General features: G+C 45.1%; 25 protein-coding genes. 21 read left to right on the top strand and 4 right to left on the bottom strand.

Annotation, left to right across the window (positions count from 1 at the left end; genetic code table 11):
• From HV213_RS29735 to HV213_RS29830, 21 genes are all read left to right on the top strand, one after another.
• A complete protein-coding gene (locus tag HV213_RS29735; protein WP_015063098.1) occupies positions 1-876 on the top strand; it encodes a RepB family plasmid replication initiator protein in 876 nt (291 codons plus the stop codon).
• Between the two features lie 1,042 nt (positions 877-1,918).
• Positions 1,919-2,104 carry a hypothetical protein gene (locus HV213_RS29740; RefSeq protein ID WP_032610388.1) on the top strand — a complete coding sequence of 62 codons (186 nt, stop codon included), beginning with the start codon at positions 1,919-1,921 and terminating at the stop codon, positions 2,102-2,104.
• A gap of 289 nt (positions 2,105-2,393) precedes the next feature.
• The gene (locus HV213_RS29745) at positions 2,394-2,747 is read left to right on the top strand and encodes a hypothetical protein (protein ID WP_015063100.1); all 354 of its coding nucleotides are present in this window, start codon (positions 2,394-2,396) and stop codon (positions 2,745-2,747) included.
• A gap of 51 nt (positions 2,748-2,798) precedes the next feature.
• Positions 2,799-3,116 (top strand): type IV conjugative transfer system protein TraL, encoded by a 318-nt coding sequence (locus HV213_RS29750; protein WP_022652151.1) that lies wholly within the window; start codon positions 2,799-2,801, stop codon positions 3,114-3,116.
• Positions 3,117-3,127: 11 nt separating this feature from the next.
• Positions 3,128-3,913, top strand: a complete 786-nt coding sequence (locus tag HV213_RS29755) for a TraE/TraK family type IV conjugative transfer system protein (protein ID WP_022652152.1) — start codon at positions 3,128-3,130, stop codon at positions 3,911-3,913.
• 2 nt (positions 3,914-3,915) lie between these two features.
• Positions 3,916-5,154 (top strand): TraK domain-containing protein, encoded by a 1,239-nt coding sequence (locus HV213_RS29760; protein ID WP_015063103.1) that lies wholly within the window; start codon positions 3,916-3,918, stop codon positions 5,152-5,154.
• Between the two features lies 1 nt (position 5,155).
• Positions 5,156-5,596 carry a plasmid transfer protein HtdO gene (gene htdO, locus HV213_RS29765; RefSeq protein WP_015063104.1) on the top strand — a complete coding sequence of 147 codons (441 nt, stop codon included), beginning with the start codon at positions 5,156-5,158 and terminating at the stop codon, positions 5,594-5,596.
• A complete protein-coding gene (trhB, locus tag HV213_RS29770; RefSeq protein WP_022652153.1) occupies positions 5,586-6,944 on the top strand; it encodes an IncHI-type conjugal transfer protein TrhB in 1,359 nt (452 codons plus the stop codon). The genes htdO and trhB overlap by 11 nt, the downstream gene beginning before the upstream one ends.
• A gap of 8 nt (positions 6,945-6,952) precedes the next feature.
• A complete protein-coding gene (locus HV213_RS29775) occupies positions 6,953-7,123 on the top strand; it encodes a hypothetical protein (protein WP_228288644.1) in 171 nt (56 codons plus the stop codon).
• Between the two features lie 45 nt (positions 7,124-7,168).
• Positions 7,169-8,149 (top strand): IS5-like element IS5 family transposase, encoded by a 981-nt coding sequence (locus HV213_RS29780; protein WP_000019403.1) that lies wholly within the window; start codon positions 7,169-7,171, stop codon positions 8,147-8,149.
• Between the two features lie 170 nt (positions 8,150-8,319).
• The gene (locus HV213_RS29785; protein ID WP_228288645.1) at positions 8,320-8,658 is read left to right on the top strand and encodes a transcriptional regulator; all 339 of its coding nucleotides are present in this window, start codon (positions 8,320-8,322) and stop codon (positions 8,656-8,658) included.
• A 105-nt stretch (positions 8,659-8,763) separates the two neighbouring features.
• On the top strand, positions 8,764-9,516 hold the full coding sequence (gene htdT, locus HV213_RS29790) for a protein-disulfide isomerase HtdT (protein ID WP_185757620.1): 753 nt from the start codon (positions 8,764-8,766) through the stop codon (positions 9,514-9,516).
• Positions 9,517-9,525: 9 nt separating this feature from the next.
• Positions 9,526-10,482: a TraV family lipoprotein gene (locus tag HV213_RS29795; RefSeq protein WP_181486535.1), complete on the top strand. Its 957-nt coding sequence runs from the start codon at positions 9,526-9,528 to the stop codon at positions 10,480-10,482.
• Between the two features lie 40 nt (positions 10,483-10,522).
• On the top strand, positions 10,523-11,503 hold the full coding sequence (locus HV213_RS29800; RefSeq protein ID WP_000019450.1) for an IS5-like element ISKpn26 family transposase: 981 nt from the start codon (positions 10,523-10,525) through the stop codon (positions 11,501-11,503).
• Entirely contained in the window at positions 11,485-11,676 is a 192-nt protein-coding gene (locus tag HV213_RS33635; RefSeq protein ID WP_327021807.1) for a hypothetical protein, read from the top strand. The genes HV213_RS29800 and HV213_RS33635 overlap by 19 nt, the downstream gene beginning before the upstream one ends.
• 8 nt (positions 11,677-11,684) lie before the next feature.
• Complete coding sequence (gene trhC / locus HV213_RS29805) at positions 11,685-14,366, top strand: IncHI-type conjugal transfer ATPase TrhC (RefSeq protein WP_015063109.1); 2,682 nt, start codon at positions 11,685-11,687, stop codon at positions 14,364-14,366.
• Between the two features lie 859 nt (positions 14,367-15,225).
• Positions 15,226-15,630: an IS66-like element accessory protein TnpA gene (gene tnpA / locus HV213_RS29810; RefSeq protein WP_003031976.1), complete on the top strand. Its 405-nt coding sequence runs from the start codon at positions 15,226-15,228 to the stop codon at positions 15,628-15,630.
• Entirely contained in the window at positions 15,627-15,974 is a 348-nt protein-coding gene (tnpB, locus tag HV213_RS29815; protein ID WP_000612626.1) for an IS66 family insertion sequence element accessory protein TnpB, read from the top strand. The genes tnpA and tnpB overlap by 4 nt, the downstream gene beginning before the upstream one ends.
• A 48-nt stretch (positions 15,975-16,022) precedes the next feature.
• Positions 16,023-17,561, top strand: coding sequence for an IS66-like element ISKpn24 family transposase (locus tag HV213_RS29820; RefSeq protein ID WP_004201219.1), 1,539 nt, complete (start codon positions 16,023-16,025; stop codon positions 17,559-17,561).
• 1,627 nt (positions 17,562-19,188) lie between these two features.
• Positions 19,189-20,442, top strand: coding sequence for a ParA family protein (locus HV213_RS29825; RefSeq protein WP_015063110.1), 1,254 nt, complete (start codon positions 19,189-19,191; stop codon positions 20,440-20,442).
• A complete protein-coding gene (locus HV213_RS29830) occupies positions 20,439-21,443 on the top strand; it encodes a ParB family protein (protein WP_022652164.1) in 1,005 nt (334 codons plus the stop codon). Before HV213_RS29825 ends, HV213_RS29830 begins: the two co-directional genes overlap by 4 nt.
• Positions 21,444-21,628: 185 nt before the next feature.
• Here the strand turns inward: HV213_RS29830 and HV213_RS29835 are convergent, their stop codons facing one another.
• From HV213_RS29835 to HV213_RS29850, 4 genes are read right to left on the bottom strand one after another with little or no spacing between them, the layout of a single operon-like run.
• Positions 21,629-22,021 carry a hypothetical protein gene (locus HV213_RS29835; protein WP_022652165.1) on the bottom strand — a complete coding sequence of 131 codons (393 nt, stop codon included), beginning with the start codon at positions 22,019-22,021 and terminating at the stop codon, positions 21,629-21,631.
• The gene (locus HV213_RS29840) at positions 22,018-22,539 is read right to left on the bottom strand and encodes a hypothetical protein (protein ID WP_015063113.1); all 522 of its coding nucleotides are present in this window, start codon (positions 22,537-22,539) and stop codon (positions 22,018-22,020) included. Before HV213_RS29840 ends, HV213_RS29835 begins: the two co-directional genes overlap by 4 nt.
• Positions 22,532-23,371: a hypothetical protein gene (locus HV213_RS29845; RefSeq protein WP_015063114.1), complete on the bottom strand. Its 840-nt coding sequence runs from the start codon at positions 23,369-23,371 to the stop codon at positions 22,532-22,534. Before HV213_RS29845 ends, HV213_RS29840 begins: the two co-directional genes overlap by 8 nt.
• On the bottom strand, positions 23,371-24,318 hold the full coding sequence (locus HV213_RS29850) for a metallophosphoesterase (RefSeq protein WP_015063115.1): 948 nt from the start codon (positions 24,316-24,318) through the stop codon (positions 23,371-23,373). The genes HV213_RS29845 and HV213_RS29850 overlap by 1 nt, the downstream gene beginning before the upstream one ends.
• Between the last annotated feature and the right edge of the window lie 210 nt (positions 24,319-24,528).

The raw sequence follows: 24,528 nt of genomic DNA on the forward strand, positions 1-24,528 counted from the left end.
ATGAGTGATAACAATGAGTTAGCACATCCGTTTGATGTGACCAACACGGATACAGGGAGGACTTATCAACTGAGTCCAAACTCTTCGAAATCGGTCCAACCCATTGCTTTACTGCGCTTAAGTGTTTTTACCCCGGTGGGAACTAAAGAGAAGCGATTCAGAAATTTTGAGGTTGATGCTTCTGATGAGTTGTCGAGCATGGAACTGGCCCGGTCAGAAGGATACGATGACATCCGGATCACTGGCCTTAAGCTTTCGATGTCCACGGACTTCAAGTGTTGGCTTGGGTGCATTATGGCGTTCAGTAAATATGGATTCGCCTCCGAGAAAATAACATTGTCGTTCAATGAGTTTGCAAAAATGTGTGGTATCAGTTCTACAAATATCAACAAGCGAACCCGTTCACGATTTCAGGAAGCGCTGGCAAACCTCGCGTCCGTTGTTATTTCTTTCCGTGATTCTAAAACTGAACGCTTCACTGTCACACACCTTGTGCAGAAAGCTATGATTGACCCTAAGAAGGACACAGTAGAGCTCGTGGGTGATCCCTCGATGTGGGAGCTTTACCGGTATGATCATAAAACCCTATTAAGCTTACAGGTACTGTCGGTTCTCGCCAAAAAAGAAGCTGCACAGAGCCTGTACATCTATTTTGAGGCAATGCCTGCCGGAACGTTATTCGTTAACATGAAGCGTTTGCGTGAGCGGCTTCTTTTGACGACTCCAGTACGTACTCAAAACCAGATCATCAGAAAGGCTATGCTGGAGTTAAAATCAATAGGATACCTTGAATATCAAGAGGTTAAGAAAGGTAGAGATATTCAGTTCCAGATTTTTAAGAGAAGTCCAAAGCTTGCTCTGGCAAAACAAAGCTGATCCTCTGGTTCAGTTCGCAGAAAAGTAACTTTGGATGTAATGAGGCGTACGGGCATTCATCCAAATGCTTTTTTGGACGCCTCTGCTGATATGAATACCCTTCCCTGCTTCCCTGCTTCCCTGCTTCCCTGCTTCCTTTCTTACTTTTGCTTAAGCACCCTGGGAATTTTGAGCATTCGATCGAATGCTTTATTTAACTAATTTTCACTGAGTTAGATAACGAATACTAAGCAATTGATTTTGAATGATTTAATCAGAAGTCATTCATCCAGATGCCTTTAGATAAAACTACCCATCAACGTTTGTGCATAGTGGCTATACGTGAAAAATCCCTGTCCTTCTCATGTCACACTGAGATTTGCACAGAAAATTAAAGCCTGTAATTGTCTGGGACATGATTAGAACAGAGGCGTTTTGATAAATATCCAGTTCAAAACAGAGGTCCCATAAGTAAACATAACCTCATGAAAATAAAAGCAAATCGTTTAAAAATCCCATAGTGGTGGTGAAAAGCATTTGCTTCAATGGGGGGAGAAAAGTGACCTTTGTGAAAAGCACTTGCTTCAATGGCGACAGAAAAGTGCCTTTTGTATAAAAGCATTTGCTTGAATGAGTTTGTGTAAGGTGCCTACGTTGGAAACCCCTGGCATGAATGAGGCGGGAAGATGCCTTTAGCTGAAAAGCATTTGCATGAATGGGACAGTAAAAAGGTGCCTTTAGCTGAAAGCATTTGCATGAATGGGGCCGCAAACGGTGGCATTGGTCGAAAAGCATTTGCATGAATGGTGCAGCAAACGGGGCATTGGTCGAAAAGCATTTGCATGAATGGGATAGTAAAAGGTGCTTTTGGTTGACAGGCATTTGCATGAATGGCGCCGTAACGGTGTCTTTGACCGGAAAGCATTTGGATGAATCGACCTGAAAAGGTGCCTTTGGACTGAAAGTACCTCTCTTAATGGGATTCGATAGCTGAATTTCACCAAAAAGCATTTACATGAATGGAATAGTAAAAGTTGCCCTTGGTCGAAAAGCAACTGCATGAATGAGCCCGGAAAAGGTTCCTTTGGTCGAAAAGCATTTGCATGAATGGGTTTCGGATATGTGTCTTTGCTACAAAGGCATTTGCATGAATGAGGCTGGAAAAGGCGCATTGTTTGAAAAGCATTTGCATGAATGGGGCGACACACAGGATGTGGCTGAAAAGCACTTGTATCAATGGGAAAAGTGACTTTTTTAGAATGACATCCTTACACAGAGCTTTCTCAAATATCGGACTGGATGGTTATCACAAAAATGGTGAAGAGATAGACGATGAACTTCTTCCCTATAAAGAAAAAATAACCTGCCTCACCTTCTTCAATCCGATATACACACGGTATTCACATGTGACATTCATAGGCTAAAAAAACACCAGGCGCAATTAAGGGAAAAAAAGGGTGGTTAACAGAAAAATGAAAGAAAAATAAAAAGTATTATGCAAATGCGTTTACGTGAACTCAAATCAACACGGAGTAATTATGGAACTGACATTGAATACTAACGTTGAAAGAGAACAAACTAACGCTTTTGCATTTCTGAAGTCTAAACATGCAAAAGTGCCTTTGTTTATTCTCCTGTTTTTAGCAAGTTGCGGTTTAGCGTACGCGGGTTCCGACGACGGAGCCTTCGGCGATATCTGGGCCTACATGAGCGAAGCATTAACTGGTGCGCCGGGTAAAATCATCGCTTGCGGCATGTTGTTCTCCGTAGCTTATTTCGGCGTTGTAAAACCTAACCTTGGTTTGGCGCTGGTTTCAGCATTAATGATGCTGATTATGGCAAACGGTGAAAAAATTATCAGCACGTTCCTGGATGCTGGTATCCCGCTGTGATTTGTTAGAACAATAACGATGAGGGGGATATTCCCCCTCTCTGGAGTTTTTATGACAAGTCAGTACGAGGTACCTCCACATACCTATCGTTTCCCTTACAGAATTAATATGCCTTTGTTGATTCTATTCTGGGATGCAAAGCAATTGGGTATAACATTCGTGACTATCGCGAGTGGTAATATTTTTGATTTCTTTATAACTTCTGTAGTTGTTGCGGTTGTGTTTTGGTTTGCATATAAAAAAGCAGCTGAAGAAGGAGTTAGAGGAAAACTCAAACACAAACTGTGGTGGTTCGGCTTGTTTCCAGGGAAATCAGTGTTTAGTAGTCGTTACTTTACCGATCCATTTATCAGAAACCTCTATTCTTGATGGAGCTAAGAATGAAACTTCTCAGCAAGCTTAAAATTCCATTCATTAAAAGTGCCAGTAATGGCGATTTTGATAAAAAGGACGAGACTTCGCAAAATGGAGGCGAAGACTCAAAAGGACGCTTTCGGGATTCTAAAGCTCGCTTTAGTAAAGAGATTGAAGCTTCTGAAATTGGAATTACTTATAGTGCATTGATTAAACGTGACGAAAAACTCTTACGTGTGAATTCAATTGCTATATTAGTCATCGCAGTTTTAGTGGTAAAAAATCAATTTCTTACCGATCCTGTGACTATTGTGCTTCCGCCTAATATGACGGAAGAAGTTAAAGTTGTGGGAAATAAAGCCTCAGAGTCATATAAAACTCAATGGGCCTTATTCTTCAGTACTTTAATTGGGAACATAAACCCAACAAACATAGGCTTTGTAACAACAACCATATTGGATGCGCTTTCTCCGGATTTACAGGCGAAAACCCGTGAGTCATTACAGCAGCAGACCAATATTATGCAAGCTCGTGGTGTTGAACAGTCATTTAAACCGATCGATATGTATTATGACACCAAAAATGACATGGTCTATGTCTGGGGAACGAAATCAACGCGTTTGATTAATGTTCCGGACAAAACAGAATCATCAAAATGGACGTTTGAATGGGTGCTGGGTATGAAAAACGGACGACCACGCATAGCCTATGTAAATCAGTATTCTGGTACACCAAATATTAAGAAAATTACAATCAACGGCAAAGAACAACTGGCAACACTCGATAATCCCCCGCCGTCTACAGGTAACTAATTATGACTTCTAAAAAGGGCTTTCGCTGTCACGCGATTACAGCAATGATCTTGCTGGCAACTTCGAATGTAGTCTTTGCTGAAGACTATCAGTTACCGGCGACAGTAAATAACCCGGTTGTTATGCCTGTCGGGGCAGATGAATTTCAGAATGGTGTGAAAAATGCGATTATTAAAGAATCTGGCACCGGCCCCGCGCCTGAGACGTCACAAGCAACAAAACCGACCACTGAACTACCAAGTCTTTCACCTGCAAGTAGTGCCTCCCCAGCTGTCAATGAGATAACTGGCGCATTGTCAAAAAACCCTACGCTTGTCGGTTATCAGCAACAGGTTAAATCCGGAAATTTTGATAGTTACGGAAGACCGGCAGGGAAAGAGCCTCAACAAAATGCACAAAGCACCGGGGCCCCTTCAAAAGCAGATGAGTTATATGTAGAGGCTCGTAATCGCTACAAAGAAGTGCAGCGAGTAAACGTCCCACCGGGTGGGAATATTGTACTGCCAGTTTCACGGGGTCTGCAAAACAGAATTTCAACTTCATTTAAAAACGCATCTGTAAGTACTTCAACGCCAGGTGATGAAGCCAGTATTTTCGTTAACGGCGGCGATGTATTTATTTCAACAAACACGGATAAGCCAATTGGAATAATGCTTTCAGAAGATTCAGTGCCTGAATCGACTTATAACCTGACACTGGTTCCACTGGATGTTCCTGGTGCAATGATTTCGGTCACAACTTCTTTGAGCCCGACAATGCAGGCGAAACGTGAGACATCTTTGGATAAACATAATTATGATGAGATGCTGGCACGATCCCAGTCAGAAGAGTTGGCACCATCTGACCCTCGTCAGGATGACCATAAACAGCGGATCATTGATTTACTGACTCCGGTTGCGCTAGGTGAGGTTCCTTCTGGTTTTAGTTTACAAGAAGACCGCTTGTCACGTATACCGAGCTCAGAGCAGTCCCCGTGTAATTTCAATATGTATTCAAAGTTAGGGCAAAGACTTGTGGGATCTAGGGAATTGATAGATGTCATTCTTGTTAAAAATGACAAGCCTTACGGACAAGTTGTCGCTGATCAGCAATGTATAACTGAAGGAGTAATTGCAAGTGCTTTGTTCGATAAAGCATTTCTTCAGCCTGGAGAGGAAACCGAGCTTTACATTGTGCGGGATAAATTATTTAAAGAGCGCCAGACTCGTGTAACCACACGACCAAGCCTGATTAAAAGATAAAATGAGAAAAGCTACTTTTCTTACAGGGGTCTCATTTGGACTAGTCGTTTTTTTGGGTACCAGTTATTACTACCAAACTGAGTACATTCCAAAAGGAACAGTGAATATAGTTCCCGATGACCACCGACCGGGTGAGACAGTTGACGATGCGTTTGAAGAACATACGATAATTATAAGCGACCCTACCCTTGCGCAAAAATTCGTTGGAAGCTCAACCGAGTTTGAAAGTCGGCGCGGAGTTAAGGAAATTAAAGAAGTTGGTTCGCTTAATAATGGTAAGGATTTTGCCCCTGTTGAATCCGATAATTCAGGATTGAATTTTAAAGATAAATGGCCCAGGGCGGGTGAACCTTATATCGTGCCTCAGATGACAGAAAACGAACGAAATTTGAAAGTTAAGCGCTTCCAGCAACCAAAGAGTGGAGTTAATAATGGACATTAAAAATGCCTGGGAAAATAAAACTGTCAGAATCTCAGTAATTGGTGCTGCGTTGATTGTATTGATTATCGTTATTAGTCAATCAATTTTTTCCACTCCGGTTAAAAAAGAGAAGAAAACCCAGAAAAAAGATATGCAAACTGGGTTCCTGATTGATGATTCACAAATGACTAAGCTGAGTAACGAGGAAAGCCAGAAGACTTATAACGAAATGGTCAGGCAGAACCGCATTGATCAGAATGCGGCAAAGGCAGATCGTGATAAAGCTGAAAAGGCCCAGCAAGAAAGCAAAGTACAGATTGCCAACCTTGCTTCACAAGTCCAGCAGCTCTCGACGCAGTTGACTGACATGCAGACCTCACGAAACGGTAATCGTAATCTCGACGCAGGTGGGTCACGCAAAAACGTCAATGAGCAGGCCCCAGCAACGCCATACCAGCTAAATCCAAATGCTGCGGTGAATGGGGCTAGTTCCGGATACGCTCCGATCACACCGACCCGAAATAGCCCAATGCGGACTATCACGCAGAGTTCAATTAAGACAAATGGTTCTGATGGTGTCATTCAGGTTATGCCGATATCCGAAAGCCGGATAAGAGAGGGGCGTGAGGTCGTTGCTGGCGGTGACAAAGCCCCGACACGAACTATTCGCGGCGACGGGACCGCTCCTGTAGACAGTAAAGCTCGGCATGCGGCACGTAAAGACGAAATGTTTCTCCCAGCGACGTCAATTATCACAGGGGTGCTAATTAATGGTCTGGAAGCCCCAACGAGTCTGTCGTCTAAAGCTGAACCCATGCCAGTCACTATGCGTATTAAAAAAGACATCATCATGCCAAACAATTTCACGATGGATTTGCGGGATTGTAATTTGTTGGGTTCAGCTGTGGGTGATCTGGCGTCACAGCGAGCATACATTCGGGCAACATCAATATCTTGTGTGAACTCGAAAGGAAAAGCTTTCGACGTCAAACTGGAAGCATACGCAGTTAGTGAAAATGACGGGAAAAATGGTATTCGTGGAAATCTGATAAGTAGAAATGGAAATGCGATCGCAGGTTCTGCTTTTGCAGGAGGCCTGTCAGCACTGGCTGGTAGTCTGAGCCCATCTAAGGTGTCTTCGTTAAATATCGATCCTAACTCAACGGCTGAATACCAATCGCCGAACATCGGGGCATTAGGAGCGTTGGCCGGAGCCGGAGCAGCTCAGGGCGGTCTAAACCGTCTTGTGGACTACTACACATCAATTGCTGAGCAGCAGTGGCCAATAGTCGAAGTTAGCCCAGGGCGCCCAATTACGTTTATCGTTCAATCAGGCGCAACAATACCTACAAACCTGACGAGTCGCTGAGGTTAATTATGGAAAATAACATTGAACCAGGAACAAAAAGTGATTCTGCTGAAAACGTGAAGCTTGAGGCGGCTAAACCTGTTGGGGGTATACGTACAACCAAAAAAGTAACTTTGGAAATAGATATCGAGAAAACCCTCAAGTATTTGATGCTAGGGAAGGTGCGAACAAGTCCCTGATATGAGATCATGTTTGTCATCTGGAGCCATGGAACAGGGTTCATCATGAGTCATCAACTTACCTTCGCCGACAGTGAATTCAGCAGTAAGCGCCGTCAGACCAGAAAAGAGATTTTCTTGTCCCGCATGGAGCAGATTCTGCCATGGCAAAACATGGTGGAAGTCATCGAGCCGTTTTACCCCAAGGCTGGTAATGGCCGGCGACCTTATCCGCTGGAAACCATGCTACGCATTCACTGCATGCAGCATTGGTACAACCTGAGCGATGGCGCGATGGAAGATGCTCTGTACGAAATCGCCTCCATGCGTCTGTTTGCCCGGTTATCCCTGGATAGCGCCTTGCCGGACCGCACCACCATCATGAATTTCCGCCACCTGCTGGAGCAGCATCAACTGGCCCGCCAATTGTTCAAGACCATCAATCGCTGGCTGGCCGAAGCAGGCGTCATGATGACTCAAGGCACCTTGGTCGATGCCACCATCATTGAGGCACCCAGCTCGACCAAGAACAAAGAGCAGCAACGCGATCCGGAGATGCATCAGACCAAGAAAGGCAATCAGTGGCACTTTGGCATGAAGGCCCACATTGGTGTCGATGCCAAGAGTGGCCTGACCCACAGCCTAGTCACCACCGCGGCCAACGAGCATGACCTCAATCAGCTGGGTAATCTGCTGCATGGAGAGGAGCAATTTGTCTCAGCCGATGCCGGCTACCAAGGGGCGCCACAGCGCGAGGAGCTGGCCGAGGTGGATGTGGACTGGCTGATCGCCGAGCGCCCCGGCAAGGTAAGAACCTTGAAACAGCATCCACGCAAGAACAAAACGGCCATCAACATCGAATACATGAAAGCCAGCATCCGTGCCAGGGTGGAGCACCCATTTCGCATCATCAAGCGACAGTTCGGCTTCGTGAAAGCCAGATACAAGGGGTTGCTGAAAAACGATAACCAACTGGCGATGTTATTCACGCTGGCCAACCTGTTTCGGGCGGACCAAATGATACGTCAGTGGGAGAGATCTCACTAAAAACTGGGGATAACGCCTTAAATGGCGAAGAAACGGTCTAAATAGGCTGATTCAAGGCATTTACGGGAGAAAAAATCGGCTCAAACATGAAGAAATGAAATGACTGAGTCAGCCGAGAAGAATTTCCCCGCTTATTCGCACCTTCCCTAGCTGGCCTAGCTGTGCTTTTCGTGATCTATGGATACAAGGGGGCGAGTTTTGTTTATGAAAGCGTCAAAGCAATGTCGAATCCGTCCTACCAAATTGCAGTACTTGATATGCAAACTTTAAGGAAAGAATTTAATAAGCAGAATCCTGAGCCGGATTTGGTACAGTCTAAAAACAACTTTGAAAATTACTTTAAAGCATTAATGAAAGTTTACCGTTCTCGTGGCTATTTGGTTATTGATGCATCATTAGCAGTAACAATTCCAGATAATGTTCAAATAGTCTCTTATATCGACCTTGGTGGAAGTTTTGGTGAGGTACAATCTCTACAAGGCGAAACAAAAGAAAGTGAGATACGATAATTGAAAAAGTTACTTTTATCTCTGCTGGTCTCTATGATCACAGTGTGTCCACCCCTTACAAATGCTGCTGAAAATGTATTAAACAACACTGATGCAGCTGCATTAATGGAAAAAGCAAAAGAAGGTGGAGTGTCCACGAAACCTTTAGAGGGCGTACTGGCGAAAATGCAAAGCTATAAGCCTAAAGATGTTATTTACATCCCGACTGGAGGTCTTTATCTGTTCCAGGATGAACGTTCGCAGTTGATGGCTGTGACCACTGATGGACGTTATACAATAACGGGTGGTAGCGTCATGGACATTCTTCAGAGAAAGTCAGTCTTATCCGTAGAAGATGTACGAAAATCCTACTTTATTAATTTAGACGACGCCCCCTTTCCTCTTGATACTGTGGCATTGATCCCTTTAGGAAACCCAAAACTAAAAAGACAAGCCGCTATTTTTATCACGCTTGATTGTGATGGTTGCCAAGATTTAATAAAAAAATTCTATGACGAAAGAGAAAAATACCGGGTTGACATCATTTTAATCCCCTCCCCCGGTGAGCCAAAGCAAGAATTACGTCAACTATGGTGCAGTAAAGAAAAAGGCAAAGTGAATGACCTTGATATCTTGCGTTGGCTTATGGGAAATAAGACCGATATAGAACAAAGGCTCCTGACAAAAAAAGAGGCAGAAACATGTCCGGCTGAGCCATTGGTAGGATCTCTGATGCTGGCAGGTATTTATAAATTACAGGGCGTACCTTCAGTTGTGAGACAAGACGGACTTGCCGGTAATGGCATACCGAAAGATTTTGATTCATGGTTAAAACAAAGTGTCGAACCCTTACTCAAAAACCCATTTGCTACTAATTAAGGTAATGAAATGAACATTAAAAAAGTTATTTTCAGCGCTCTGGTTGTTGGTTCATCTTCATACCTAGCGGGTTGTACTATCGGCAGCTCAGAATCAGAATGTCCGGGAATTGAAAAAGGGGTCGTTTGTAAAGGCCCTCGTGAAGTTATGGAACTAACGAATAACCGTGATGATCTTTCCGGCCTTGCGGAGGAAGAAGCTAATTCGGGAAAGGAGAAATCGGCTGTCAATGACAGCCAGTACCCTGCCCAAATTTCGCCGCCTGGCGCTGTGCAATACCCTAAGTCTGCCGTCTTGGTAAATAAGCCTGTGACATACAAGACGACGCAAATTAAACCTGCTGGCCAAGTCCCCGTTATGTACGATGAGACATTAAAAATGGGCGCGCCAACATCAACAATCGGGCCACGGCCGATAAGCGGCGTTCCAGTTAATTCTAATGTAAGGATGACAACGAGCTACAGCTCAACAGGTGCATCCGGTAACCCTTTTATCCATCCGACTGCTGATGTCATGAAGCAAACAACACAGGTTGTATCTCCGGCACCTGTACCGCGCTACGTTGCGCCAAATTCCGATATCAGTGCTAGTAAAGACCTTTACTCCGTTAATAATGGACAGCCTGTAAACCCTACGCTCAGCTCTGGCCAGATCCAGCAATACCGTACACAAGGGTATAAACAGGCTGTGGTAGCTCCAGAACCGCTTGCTGTACTTCAGCAAGGCCGCGTCATGAGAATCACCTTTGCACCATACACGGACGATAATGACGCTTTAAACCTGCCTGGCTTTGTCTATGTGAATGTCAAACCCCAAACTTGGATTGCGGGTAAAAATTCGACATCAAATCCGGCGCGAATAGTTCCTTTGCAAGTTCAGGATGCCGCTCGTGAAAATATGCAACAGCAACAGCGAGCAACGAAAGCAGTTTCGTCTAAGGAAGGTGCGAACAAGTTCCTGATATGAGATCATCATATTCATCCGGAGCGCATCCCAGAGGGACATCATGAGCCATCAACTCACCTTCGCCGATAGTGAATTCAGCACTAAGCGCCGTCAGACCCGAAAAGAGATTTTCCTCTCCCGCATGGAGCAGATTCTGCCATGGCAGAATATGACCGCTGTCATCGAGCCGTTTTATCCCAAGGCGGGCAATGGCCGACGGCCCTATCCGCTGGAGACCATGCTGCGTATTCACTGCATGCAGCATTGGTACAACCTGAGCGACGGTGCCATGGAAGATGCCCTGTACGAAATCGCCTCCATGCGCCTGTTTGCCCGGTTATCCCTGGATAGCGCCCTGCCGGATCGCACCACCATCATGAATTTCCGCCACCTGCTCGAGCAGCATCAACTGGCCCGTCAATTGTTCAAGACCATCAATCGCTGGCTGGCCGAAGCAGGCGTCATGATGACCCAAGGCACTTTGGTGGATGCCACCATCATTGAGGCACCCAGCTCGACCAAGAACAAAGAGCAGCAACGCGATCCGGAGATGCATCAGACCAAGAAAGGCAATCAGTGGCACTTTGGCATGAAGGCCCACATTGGTGTCGATGCCAAGAGTGGCCTGACCCACAGCCTAGTCACCACCGCGGCCAACGAGCATGACCTCAATCAGCTGGGTAATCTGCTGCATGGAGAGGAGCAATTTGTCTCAGCCGATGCCGGCTACCAAGGAGCGCCACAGCGCGAGGAGCTGGCCGAGGTGGATGTGGACTGGCTGATCGCCGAGCGTCCCGGCAGGGTAAAAACCTTGAAGCAGCATCCGCGCAAGAACAAAACGGCCATCAACATCGAATACATGAAAGCCAGCATCCGTGCCAGGGTGGAGCACCCGTTTCGCATCATCAAGCGGCAGTTCGGCTTCGTGAAAGCCAGATACAAGGGGCTGCTGAAAAACGATAACCAACTGGCGATGTTATTCACCCTGGCCAACCTGTTTCGGGTGGACCAAATGATACGTCAGTGGGAGAGATCTCAGTAAAAACCGGAAATAACGCCAGAAATGGTGGAAAAAATAGCCTAAATAGGCTGATTCGATGTGTTTGCGGGAAAAAAATCGGCCCAGATCCGCGAAATTTTAATCAGCGAGTCAGCTTGGGAAGAAATGACCTGCTTATTCGCACCTTCCCTAACGGTATTATCAGACAACTCTGAGGTCGCGAATGAAATCTGCTAACATCTATAATAAAGAATTAAGTCGCCACCAGTTTGGTGGGTTTATTCCTGTATACGACCAGATTCCTGGCACGAATTATTTTCTAATAGACGGTAATCGGCTTGGGTTTATGTTTATTTGTAACCCCTCACCTGGTGTTTTTGATAATCAGCAGGATGTGTTAGCTGAATTATTTAAAATGGATTTTCCTACTGACACTATCTGTCAGACCTCATTAACAGCACTGCCGGACCTGACCTTGCATTTAAGTGCCTGGTCGGCAGTTCGTGGTGGTCGAATGGAAGGACATGATAAGCTTAAGGGGGACTTACTCACGGCCTACCAGCTGGATTATTATGATAGAAGTCTAAATGAACCCTTAAAACCGGATCATGATAAATTAATGCTTCGTGACTTTCAGATCTGGATGTCATTTTCTATTCCGTTGAAATCTGCGCTTCCTACTGAAATTGAAATTAATCGCATCGATGCACTGTACTCTGACCTAATCAGTAAGTTGAACACACTGGGCCTTTTTCCACATAAAGTTAGCGCCGAAAACTGGCTTTATTGCATGGATAAATTAATGCATCCGGGAAAAACATCACGTTGGGCTGAAGGTCATGTTGAAGTCAACACTATGAGGCGTCTTAACGAACAGCTAAATGTTCCGGGGCGAAAATATACAGTAACTGAAAATAATTTTTCATCTACAACGCAGAGTACTGATGTTTCTGAACATCGTTATTTCAAACAATTATCTGTGGTCAAGTTCCCAGAACATGTAAATTTTGGAAGCATGTATGAACTTGTAGTGAATTGGATGAATGGGCGTAAAACTATATTTAGCCCATTTATGATAACTCAAACAGTCCATTTCGCCGATCCCTTAAAATTAGCTAGAGATAACGTCAGATATAAGGCAATTACTAACAAACAAGCTAGTATCCCAACCGTCTTAACGTTTTGTCCAAGACTGAAGGACATGGATAATGATTACATGGCGGTAACACGTGAACTGGAAGATGGGGCCCGTCTTTTACACAGTTATCTGACATTTACCGTCATGGGGAATTCAGCATTAGATGTCCAGTCTGCCGCAGACCAGTTAAAATCATTTTATCTGGAAAGTCGCGTTAAAGTGGCTGATGATTCATACATCATCTTTCCATCTTTTGTCTCTTGCCTTCCAATGTGTAATGACCCCAAGACGATACTAGATCTGGACCGTTTTGAGGTAGTCAGTAATACTGGTGCAGCGCATATGACCCCTCTATTCGGCCCATGGAAAGGTAATACTGACAGACCTGTACTTAACCTCGTCTCACGAGAGGGCCAGCTGTTGGGGCTTGATATCTTCAAGACTTCTGCCAGCTATAATATGGTTGTTGGGGCGACTTCTGGTGCAGGCAAATCGTTCTGGGTTGCATACATCATTAATAACTATCTTGGTGCAGGGCCGCGTTCTAATAATCTGATCCATTATCGTGATACTTTTGAAGGTTTCAAAAACAATGCTTATGATGCATTTGACCCTGATGGAGCCCAGATTTTTGTAGTTGACGTTGGTCGCTCGTATCAGGGTATTTCGGAGCAATATACAAATAGTCAGTTTATAGATTTTGGTAAAAAGCCTGATTTTACTCTGAATCCGTTCGCATTTTTGACCGATGTCACTGTTGCAGACCGAGTTTTTGATGAAGCGCCTGTTTTCAATGACGACTCAAATAATAACGATGAAGAAAAGGATAAAGTTGCACAGACCATTATGGTCCTGAATCAGTTAAAAATAATGGCATCTGAAAAAGGAAATATTGACGACTTTCAACAATCGGTCATGCTTCAACTGATTGGTGATGAATATAACGAATCACGTAAAGTCGGAAGTACAGGCTCTATTACAGGATTTGCACGCCGCTGTTCTGCCCATGAAGATAAGCGTATTAAAGATATCGGTGAGCAATTAGGGCAATGGTGTGAAGGAGGCATTTACGGAAATCGATTTACCGAAAAGCTCCCGCCAATAAACTTCGGTAGTCGGTTTATAGTTCTTGAGCTTGAAGAGTTGAAGGGTACCCCTCACCTCCAGACAGTCGTGCTCATGTCGATCATTCAAGCTGCTCAGCATGCAATGTTTATCAAAAAGGACGGTCGCCGCCGGTTGTTCATCCTTGATGAGGCATGGGAGTATATTCGCCCGGATAATGCTTCAGGCTCCAGTAATCAGTCAAATCAGTTTTTCTCATCTTTCCTTGAAGCTGCCTGGCGCCGATTCAGGAAAACGAACTGTGCTGGTATTTGTATTACCCAGTCCTTTGAAGATTACTTCACCTCCTCGGTAGGTCGAGCCCTGACGGCCAACTCGCCGTGGAAGATCATCATGAAGCAGGAAAAGGAGAGCATAGAAGCCATGAAGGCTAATAACTACTTCTCCACGACTGATGCTGAATATGAGCGTATGAAAAACATACGAACGATAAAGCGTGCATTTTCTGAGATGCTCGTCCGATTCGAGAATTTCCAGGAGATATGTCGCCTCTATGTAGACAGGAAAATGGAGCTTTGTTTTACGACTGACAGTACCGACCGTGGAAAGCTATGGGAAATACAAAGCCGTCTTGATTGCTCTTACGGCGAAGCAATTGAGATACTGTATGAACAGGAAGTTGCTAGCAATGCAGCTGCATAACGTTTAAGTAGTACTGGATACCTCATCTTTACTGGATGAGGTATCCGTACTTTACTCAAAATACAGGTTTTTAACTGTGTTACACTGCCCTCCCCCGCAACAATTGTTCAGGTTCAGAATTTCTGGATCGAATTAACTCCCCTAAATATCCCTAAATATCCCTAAATTTTATTTGTAGATACTGTTGATTGGCTTCTCTGGGGCTTCTACTTAAGTTGATTGGTGATGTAGCTTTTATACGGCTGATGTTTAATCATGCTCGGCCTGTGCTGAGCTAAATTTCCTGCCTTGGATACGGATGTTGTGGTTGCAAGTGATAACCAAATTTGTCGCGCTACTGTATATTAGATATAAACACTATCTTTATGGTTAGCTAAGCAACCCATAATTTCTTATGTATCGATTTAAAGTTTTGTAAGGCATTGAAAAACAAACAATAACTCATGTCTTGTTGGTTTGTTTAACAAGTTAGAGATAATATTTGTGAGTTGGTTTCTTTTTGTTTTGTTAGTCAATTTTCGTATTTGTGGTTATCTAAACCAACCATAACTATTAAGTTGCAGTTTTGTTTTGAACTAAAATGAAATGCCTTCTATTTAGGTTGGTATAGTCAACCATTTTCAGCTTCAAGTGATTACTAGAATATGGTTAATCGAGATGTTGTAACTGGTTGCTATCTGTAAAACAAGCGTAGTGCCATTTACCAAAAAACCTGAAATTCGCATCTTGAAATTGGGGAAGTTTATTCCTAATAAAACAATTTACTGACGATCCAACCGTAAGCGTCGTCTCAGCACCGTCTGGCAGATCCTGAAATTCCTGAGAGGATAATGGACACCAAATATGGTGGACGCTATCCATGAAATCATTAACCGCAGTGCGTAAAAAAAGCCCTAATTATCCCGTTGAGTTCAAAATCAAAATGGTTGAACTCTCGCATCGACCAGAGATCTCCGTAGCGCAACTCGCTCGTGAGCATGGGATCAACGATAATTTGCTGTTCAAGTGGCGCCAGTACTGGCGCGAAGGAAAACTACGTCCTCCTTCAACAACAGAAAACAACGTGCCTGAGCTGCTCCCGATAACACTTGATGCCGAAGATGTTGTCCCTGCAACCTCCCCCCGGTCACAACCTGTAGCTGCTGCGGCACCTGAATCACTCAATATCAGCTGTGAAGTGACGTTCCGGCACGGATCACTCCGTCTGAATGGTGCCATCAGCGAAAATATCCTGAACCTGCTGATACGGGAGCTCAAACGTTGATCCCATTACCATCAGGGACAAAGATCTGGCTGGTCGCTGGCATCACCGATATGAGAAACGGCTTCAACGGCCTGGCGGCAAAGGTGCAGACGACGCTGAAAGACGATCCGATGTCAGGTCACGTTTTTATCTTCCGTGGGCGTAATGGCAGTCAGGTAAAGCTCCTCTGGTCTACCGGCGATGGACTGTGTCTGCTGACCAAACGGCTGGAGCGCGGCCGCTTCGCCTGGCCGTCAGCCCGGGATGGCAAAGTGTTCCTCACACCGGCACAGCTGGCGATGCTCCTTGAAGGTATCGACTGGCGGCAGCCTAAAAGACTGCTTACGTCACTGACTATGTTGTAGGCCTCTTTATCCTGGTCGACGCTGAATGAGCCTGGTAATATACCCGGTATGAACAGCTTACTTCCTGACGATATCGATGAACTGAAACGTCTCCTTGCCGAACAGGAGGCGCTGAACCGTGCCCTTCTGGAAAAGCTGAACGAGCGTGAACGCGAAATAGATCACCTGCAGGCGCAACTGGATAAGCTGCGCCGGATGAACTTCGGCAGCCGCTCCGAAAAAGTCTCCCGCCGTATCGCGAAGATGGAAGCCGACCTTAAGCAGTTGCAGAAAGAAAGCGATACCCTTACCGGCCGGGTGGATGACCCGGCCGTGCAGCGCCCGCTGCGGCAGACCCGTACCCGCAAACCGTTCCCTGAATCACTTCCCCGTGACGAAAAACGGCTGCTGCCGGCAGCGTCATGCTGCCCGGAATGTGGTGGTGCGCTGAGTTACCTGGGTGAAGATGCCGCCGAACAGCTGGAGCTGATGCGCAGCGCCTTCCGGGTTATCCGGACAGTACGTGAAAAGCATGCCTGTACTCAGTGCGATGCCATCGTGCAGGCCCCCGCGCCTTCACGGCCCATCGAGCGGGGTATCGCAGGACCGGGGCTGCTGGCCCGCGTGCTGAGTTCAAAGTATGCAGAGCACACCCCGCTGTACCGCCAGTCTGAAATATACGGCCGCCAGGGTGTGGAGCTGAGCCGCTCACTGCTGTCGGGCTGGGTGGATGCGTGTTGCCGGCTACTGTCACCGCTGGAAGGGGCGCTTCAGGACTATGTGCTGACTGACGGTAAGCTCCATGCTGATGACACGCCTGTCCCGGTGCTGTTGCCAGGTAATAAGAAAACGAAGACCGGGCGGTTGTGGACGTACGTTCGTGACGACCGTAACGCCGGGTCAGAGCTGGCGCCGGCAGTGTGGTTCGCTTACAGCCCGGACAGAAAAGGTATCCACCCGCAGAGCCATCTCGCTGGCTTCAGCGGTGTTCTGCAGGCGGATGCGTACGCCGGGTTCAACGAACTGTACCGCAATGGACAGATAACGGAAGCTGCCTGCTGGGCTCATGCCCGCCGCAAGATCCACGATGTGCACGTTCGCACCCCGTCAGCGCTGACGGAGGAAGCCCTGAAACGGATCGGTGAGTTATATGCCATCGAGGCGGAAATAAGGGGGATGCCGGCGAAGCGACGCCTTGCAGAACGTCAGCAAAAAGCTAAACCGCGGCTGAAATCCCTGGAAAGCTGGCTGCGTGAAAAGGTGAAAACGCTGTCGCGACACTCAGAACTGGCGAAAGCGTTCACGTACGTACTGAACCAGTGGCCGGCGCTGGCTTACTATACTGACGACGGCTGGGCCGAGGCAGATAACAACATAGCTGAGAATGCGCTACGGATGGTCAGCCTGGGCCGCAAAAACTACCTGTTCTTCGGTTCGGATCATGGAGGAGAGCGGGGAGCGCTGCTGTACAGCCTGATCGGGACATGCAAACTGAACGGAGTGGAGCCAGAAAGCTACCTTCGCCATGTGCTTGATGTTATAGCTGACTGGCCGATAAACCGGGTCAGCGAACTACTCCCCTGGCGCGTAGCACTGCCAACTGAATAACACATCCCCGTCAATACGGTTCTCGCTGCACGCTTACATCCAACCAATTCGCTCCGCCGGGTATGTGCGCCTTAATCTCCAAAATTGGTATATAAACACCTTAAAGTTTATCCCGGGTGTTGAGTAACATTGCTTTGCATAATTTAGCCAAAGGGTTATAGGCTCAGATTCGGCGTGCTTTCTTAGTATTCTGAATGCCATCTTTTGGATCACGAGGTAAGCAGGAAGGATTTAGTTCATTCCTGAATGGCGCCTTAGCCGTCGAAAATTTTGCGGGGGCCTGGCATATTCTACTCTTTTGCCCGGTATTAGAGTCCAGGCTTTAAATTCCAACAAAGTTCTAGCACACCGAAACCTTATTTCGAAAACACTAGAAAAGGTAAAGGAAATTAAATGTTAGTAACATAGAGATAATTAGAACGGCCTACGAGATTTCAGAAGAAGTAATCTGCACAAGTCTCCACAACTTTTGTGAGAACGCCCTCTTATTTTGCTGCGAAGAATTAACATTATTGTCTGGGTTCACGCCGAACCACACGGTACTCTTTCAGTCTGTGCGCTTCAGACCGGACGTCGTCTAACCAGCTTCCCATAAATATGTAGATTTATGTTTGCACCATAAGTCATTACCACTAACGTTAGAGAGGTCCAACCCGCGTTTCATATTTCAACTTTGTACTTTTCAGTTCTTACAACCAAACTTTAATGTTGTTTTGCTTTTATCGTAGGTCATGTATAGATCCCTCCCGGGAACTGATTCATATAACCCCTTAATCGCCAGCTCTAGGCGGGATACTGTCCGGGTGCCGGAACACATTTAACCCCCTTAATCGCCAGCCCAGGGCGGGATGCTGTTCGGGTGCCTGTATATTTAACCCCCTTAATCGCCAGCTCAGGGCGGGATACTGTTCGGGTGCCTGAATATTTAACCCCCTTAATCGCCAGCTCAAGGCGGATACTGTCCAGGTGCCGGAACATTTAACCCCTTTAATCGCCAGCCCAGCGCGGGATACTGTCGGAGCGGCGGTACATTGAACCCTCTTAATCGCCAGCTCAAGGCCGAATTCTGTCCGGGTGCCGGAGCATTCAACCTCCTTAATCGCCAGCCCAGGGCGGGATGCTGTTTGGGTGCGGGAACATTTAACCCCCTTAATCGCCAGCCAAGGGAGGGACGCTGTCCGGGTGTCGGAACATTTAACCCCCTTAATCGCCAGCCAAGGGAGGGACGCTGTCCGGGTGTCGGAACATTTAACCCCCTTAATCGCCAGCCCAGGGCGGGATGCTGTTTGAGTGCCGGAACATTTAACCCCGTTAATCGCCAGCCCAAAAAGAGATGCTTTTGAATACAGGGGAATTGACGTTAGTTGCCACATAGCTGACTCTTGTTAAGTCGGTAGTTTGCTATCGCCAATGTTGAAAGTCATTCCTTATAACTCTCTTTTTACACATAACAAAGTAAACCGATGAGGCTGATATCCCATAATCGACGAAAAAGAAACAGAACGTTAGCGTATAGTTAGAATTACGGTTACAATTAAACGCATAAGGCACGAATGTACGCATTATGCGTAAAGTGTACATATATGCGTTTAATTTCATTATTTAGGTTAAAAGGGATCGGAAGAGAATGAATCTAATTGATAAGATCGCCCTTGTCGGTCAACGAATGAAGAGCGAGCAGATTTCCCTGAAGGAGTCATTATTGGTCTCTTCAAGGGTTTCGGTCTCGGATGATAGTGTTGAAGGTGTAGATCGCCTCATCTATAACCATTGTTTGAATAAAAAAAATCTGTCAGATTTTTTTGGCAAGTCACGCGTCACCTTTAATAAAATCCTTGCCGATCTTGAAGATAGAGGTCTGGTTGGTGCTCCTATCTTTCAGAACAAAAACCATCTCTATACCAGGTGGGACGTCCAAAAAATCATGGATGCTCTGGGCTGTCCTCGGTACAGCGACTATTACCATAGCCGTGCAATCGTAACGCAGAACCATAAGGGCGGCACGGGTAAGAGTACAACTTCAGGGGCTCTTGCTGTAGCCGCAGCGCTTGATATGCATCTAAACGCAAGGACACTTTTGATCGAATGGGACCCACAAGGCTCAATTGGTAGCGGGATGATACAAAGTGTAGCGGAAGATGATGTTTTCCTCACTGCTATTGACGCCATCTTAGGGGTTTATGAAGAGGACTCAGATTACAAAAAATACCTTGATTTAGGGTATTCGGAAGAAGAAATCATTGAGAGTATGCCTTTTTCGACACACCTACCGAATCTTGATGTTATTACAGCATTTCCTACAGATGCGCGATTTAAAGATAAATACTGGCAGTGTTCCAGAGAAGAACGAACAGAGCTATTACTTCGATTCAAAGAAGTTATTCTGCCTGTTTTGAAGAAAAAATACGGCCTGATTATCATCGATACTCCACCAGAGGATTCGCCAATCACTTGGGCAGCTGATGAAGCCGCTGATGGCATTCTTGTTGCCGTATCACCTCGTGAATACGATTATGCTTCCACAACTGATTTCATGTTGACCATCAGCGAGCGTTTCAAACAATCGCCGAGCAAGGGCGAAAATCTGAGGTGGTTCAAAGTGCTGGCTGTTAACGTAGACGATAAGAGTCCATATGAAAAAATTGTTCTGGATAAACTGGTAAGAACAGTGCAGGAACTCTTTATGTCTGCAAATATTAAAAATTCCGAAGCGTTTAAAGCCGCAGCATCAAGGGGCAGAACCGTATTGGATATTAAAAAGTCTGAAGAGCTTTGCTCACCTAAGCAGCTTGATGTGGCTGAAGAATCTGTAATGGCGGTCTACCAGCAATTTATAAATGAGATTAAGAGTTTTTCTGTGAAAGAAAGGAGTAACGCATGAGTGATGAGCAGCATATCGGGAATGACAAATCCCGTTATATTAATGCACCTAAGCGTACTGAAGTCAGCCATCGCTCCGGGCTTCCAGGCCTGAAATCACAGCCTCGACTGAGGAAGCTGTTTGCTTTACATAATGGACGTAAGCTGGAAGCTGAACACATCATTGTACCGGCTGAGAAGGTGGAACTGGAAACCGCAGTACACCCTATGAACCCACGAAACCAGGAAGCTCTCACTGTAAATGCAGTTCGAGATATCCTGGAACAAATTAAGGTACGTGGTGTTGATACAGAAGGCGTTGCTGTCAAACGAAATGGGGTGTATCTGCTTATAGAGGGCAGTCGTAGGCGTTTCTGTTGTATTCAATCTGCGAAGGATTTGCCACTATGGGTGTTGCCGGATGAATTATCCCCGGAAGATATTAATTCCATCATTACAGCAGCACAGACATCACGGAGATTTTCTTACCGTGAAGTTGGATTCCAGTATTTACAGAAAATGAAAGACCTTGGATTTGCAACTAATGAAGAGCTTGCTAATTATCTCGGAATCAGCCATGTATCTGTTTCTAAGCGTATCCAGGCGGCGAAGATAGATAATTCTCTTATTGCTCTCTTTCCTGACTATGAAGGTATTCCTAACTCGTATTACAATCGCTTATCCCGACTACAGAAGTACGTCGAAAAGAATTTATTCTCTCTTGAGGAAGTTGTAGATAATGTTCGGGAGGAAATAAGGAGCTTGGATGTAACCGATATTTCCGAAGCACAGAAGACAGTAATAGATAAAATTACTACAGTAGTTGAACAGCTTGACATAAAACCTCCTAGCAAGGGGTGGGAAACTCGTGAATTAGCCGTGTTTGATAATAAAGATAAATATGCAAGGATTAGCAAAAATGCGTCTGGAAGAAAAATTAGGTTTGAATTTAATAGAATTAATAGCGAATTGATCGCAGAAATTGAGGAGTTTATAAAATCGAAGTTGAAAGAAAAAGAATAATTAAATTTTGCATTAATCCGCATCGCAAGGATGCGGATTTATTACTATGTTGACCTTAATTTCATTCCCTCCATTATCAATACTGTAAAGCCTTAATCATTCTAGATGCGTGTAACTGCATGATCTTTAGAACAAATATCCTTATAAATGAGATTGCAGGTCCCCATGACAGGGACCTAAATTAACTATTGAATGGGTTGATGTACAGGTTCAGAAAGAAAAGGCCTGAGATCTATGTGAACTGCTGCTGCATTACTGTCATTAATTACGTTTAAAGGGGCTTTACCTGGTAAAGACATTGTTGCAACGTCGGGACCTGAAACAGTAAAGTTATTTTCCGCGCTTGGCATTACTGTGAATATTTTTATTGCAACATTCTCATGCCGATACATAGATATCCCGAACGTGGAGCCTGCTTCAGTATTACTGACATCAACTTCAACCGGTGTCCTACCGATCACTTCATTGGTCAGTATATTTTTCACAATGGCACCATCAGGTGCTGTGTAGATGCGATAAGGATAAGCAAAAGCCACCTCGCAGCAGCAAATACAGATGACGGCCAATATAGATTTCATGATTGCTCCTGTTCCAAAAATGCAAGACTTAATGATTGCGTAACTAGCGTTGTGTTTGTTTCACCCGAGCCGGGAAATTCATATCTAATACTGAACAACAATGGCAATGTGGGTCCATCACTCGACTTTTGTGAAATTTTGGTAAATGCGTTATTAATAAACGTTAATTGGTCAGTGTTGTCGTAGCAAAGGCCGAGTAAACCAACAGTCGGAACAGTAAACAATGAAACTGAACCAGGTGTTAATAACAGTTTCCCACGCGATGAATAGGTGCAACGGCTTCCGGCTAGATTTAGATCCGATAACTCAATAAATTCCTTGGTACCATTCTTGGCGAGCAGCCAGACATCAGTGCCTGAACTCTCAATCAGAAAAGTAACTTTTCCGTCGGTATAGGATTCACTTTTGTTGCTCATCACAGGGTCGAAACCTACTGAGGGGAGGTCTGCAATTTTGCTTCCAACCGACTGACAGCCAGTCAAAAGACAGATAAAAATCACTCCGGCTGCTTTAATCATTACTAGCCCTCATAATCGTTTTCTGTATGGTGCTGATATCGAATTCTTCACCTGGGTAAACCGTCAAATTTTTGGAGAAATAATTAGAACCAACGAGGAAGCTGTTACGTTTACCAACCCAAACAAACTCTGAAAACATAAAAGACCTGAGTTTATCAGTCGCTATAATCTCGTAGGTATGTGAGGACGGTAATGATGCAGTCGCGACATCTGGGATTGTGACGGAAGAGTGAATTTTTTTGGGCACATTGAGACGTAGTGCGACTTCTGGTGAAGGGTCATACTCCTTTGAAAAATCCTGTGATTTTGAAGTTTGGGGGAGGGTGAATTTTTTACCCTGGTCTGGTCCAAAAATCGCAATAACGCTTTTATTCAATTTACTTACGGACACTATCGCCTGTAATGGGGTACTGGATAGGTCATTGACGAAAGAGATTGTCAGGCTGGAACCCGGCTCTAACCATAGAATTTTTTTACCGGCTGCATCTTCATCCAGGGATACAATATTTGATAACAAAACGCCATTTTTGGCTATAACGTCAAATGCAATTTTGGGTATCACAAGGTTCAAAGGCGTAAGTGTTGACTGATTTGCGATCTGGAGATAGTTACGCTTAGTCATGCTTGTTTTAATTACAGGTCTTTGTTGACCATTAACAAGCCACATACCGTCGACATATTTTGCAGAAATAGAAATAAATTCATAGTTAGCCTCAGATTTAGCAACTGACTGCTGAGAAGTAGGCATTGGTGTTTTAGTCGATGCGGTTGCATTGATTGATGGCCACACAAATGCCAGCACCGGTAAAATTATCAGTTTTAATTTCTGCATTATAAAGCAGCCTCTATGTTGTTATCTTTTAAATCCAGGTCAAGTGGTGTTGTGTTTTGTGTGTAAATGCCGTTCTTATTAAGGATCATTTGGTGGCAAATTAGGGTTGGTGTTGAGGCCAGTATCAACTCGACCAGCGTTATTGCCGGAACTGTAGTACGAGGTATACCTGGGGCTAGTAGTGCTGGATCGCTAATTGCTGACATGAACAGCGAGCCAGTATTGATATGGAGACAGTTGCCGACGAGTACAGGTAAGTTAGTCAAAGGTAACCCATGAGCCTTTCTGATGCTATTGACCGGATTCCGACCCAGTACAACGAGGTTGACATCGCTAATATTCATTGGGCTGACTGCGTGATCCATACCAAAAAGAAACTGACTCTGAAAGATATTCACGTTTGCCTGATTAAACGCGAGGAGAGCGTTATAGGTATTGTCGAAACCCTGTCGTATGTCCGTGTAGTCGGATGGACAAACACCGATAGTAATATTTCCTTTAAAAAGCACCTTCATCACCGTGGCCAGCTGGGTGGAGAGCAGTTTGCTGATCTCCTCTTCAAGATAACTGCGGTTAATTTGTTTATGCCAACGTCCGCCTCTTGCACACCACCGTTCGTTAAGAAATGTGCTTGGGTAATAAGTCCTACGATCATTATTTGTGGGTAAGAGCTTCTTCATCATCTCTTCACCAGCCCCGGCTGCTGAGAACACTCGCACAGAACGTCCATCAAAAATACCAGTGTTTATCGCTGTCATTAACTCCATGGGCTCAGGACCATAATCAAAGAGATTCCCGGTAGGGAAAATGATTAGTTCCTCATCTGGGCTCGATATCGAATGGATAAGATTACAAAGCGTCGAATAATGTCCATGGGGGTCTGCCAGAAAGAAAACCCTTCCGGAATAATTAGTCAGGTCAATTGTCTGGACGTGCTCAGATGCCATAAATGCCTCTTCTAGAAAGTACAGTAATAATACCGGATGAGTGTCGGCAATATTTTCGTTAAGAGGGCTAATTTCTGCGCTTAGGCAAAATAGAAGTTGAATTCATCTGTAGTATCCGCACAGAGAGACTTTTAAGTGCCGTCTTTGGATAGGATTTTTTAGTGTCGTAAAGCTGAAGAAAACGTCATTTATGTGTGTTTTTATCAAGTG

This window comes from Klebsiella sp. RHBSTW-00484, assembly GCF_013705725.1.
GTDB lineage: Bacteria > Pseudomonadota > Gammaproteobacteria > Enterobacterales > Enterobacteriaceae > Klebsiella.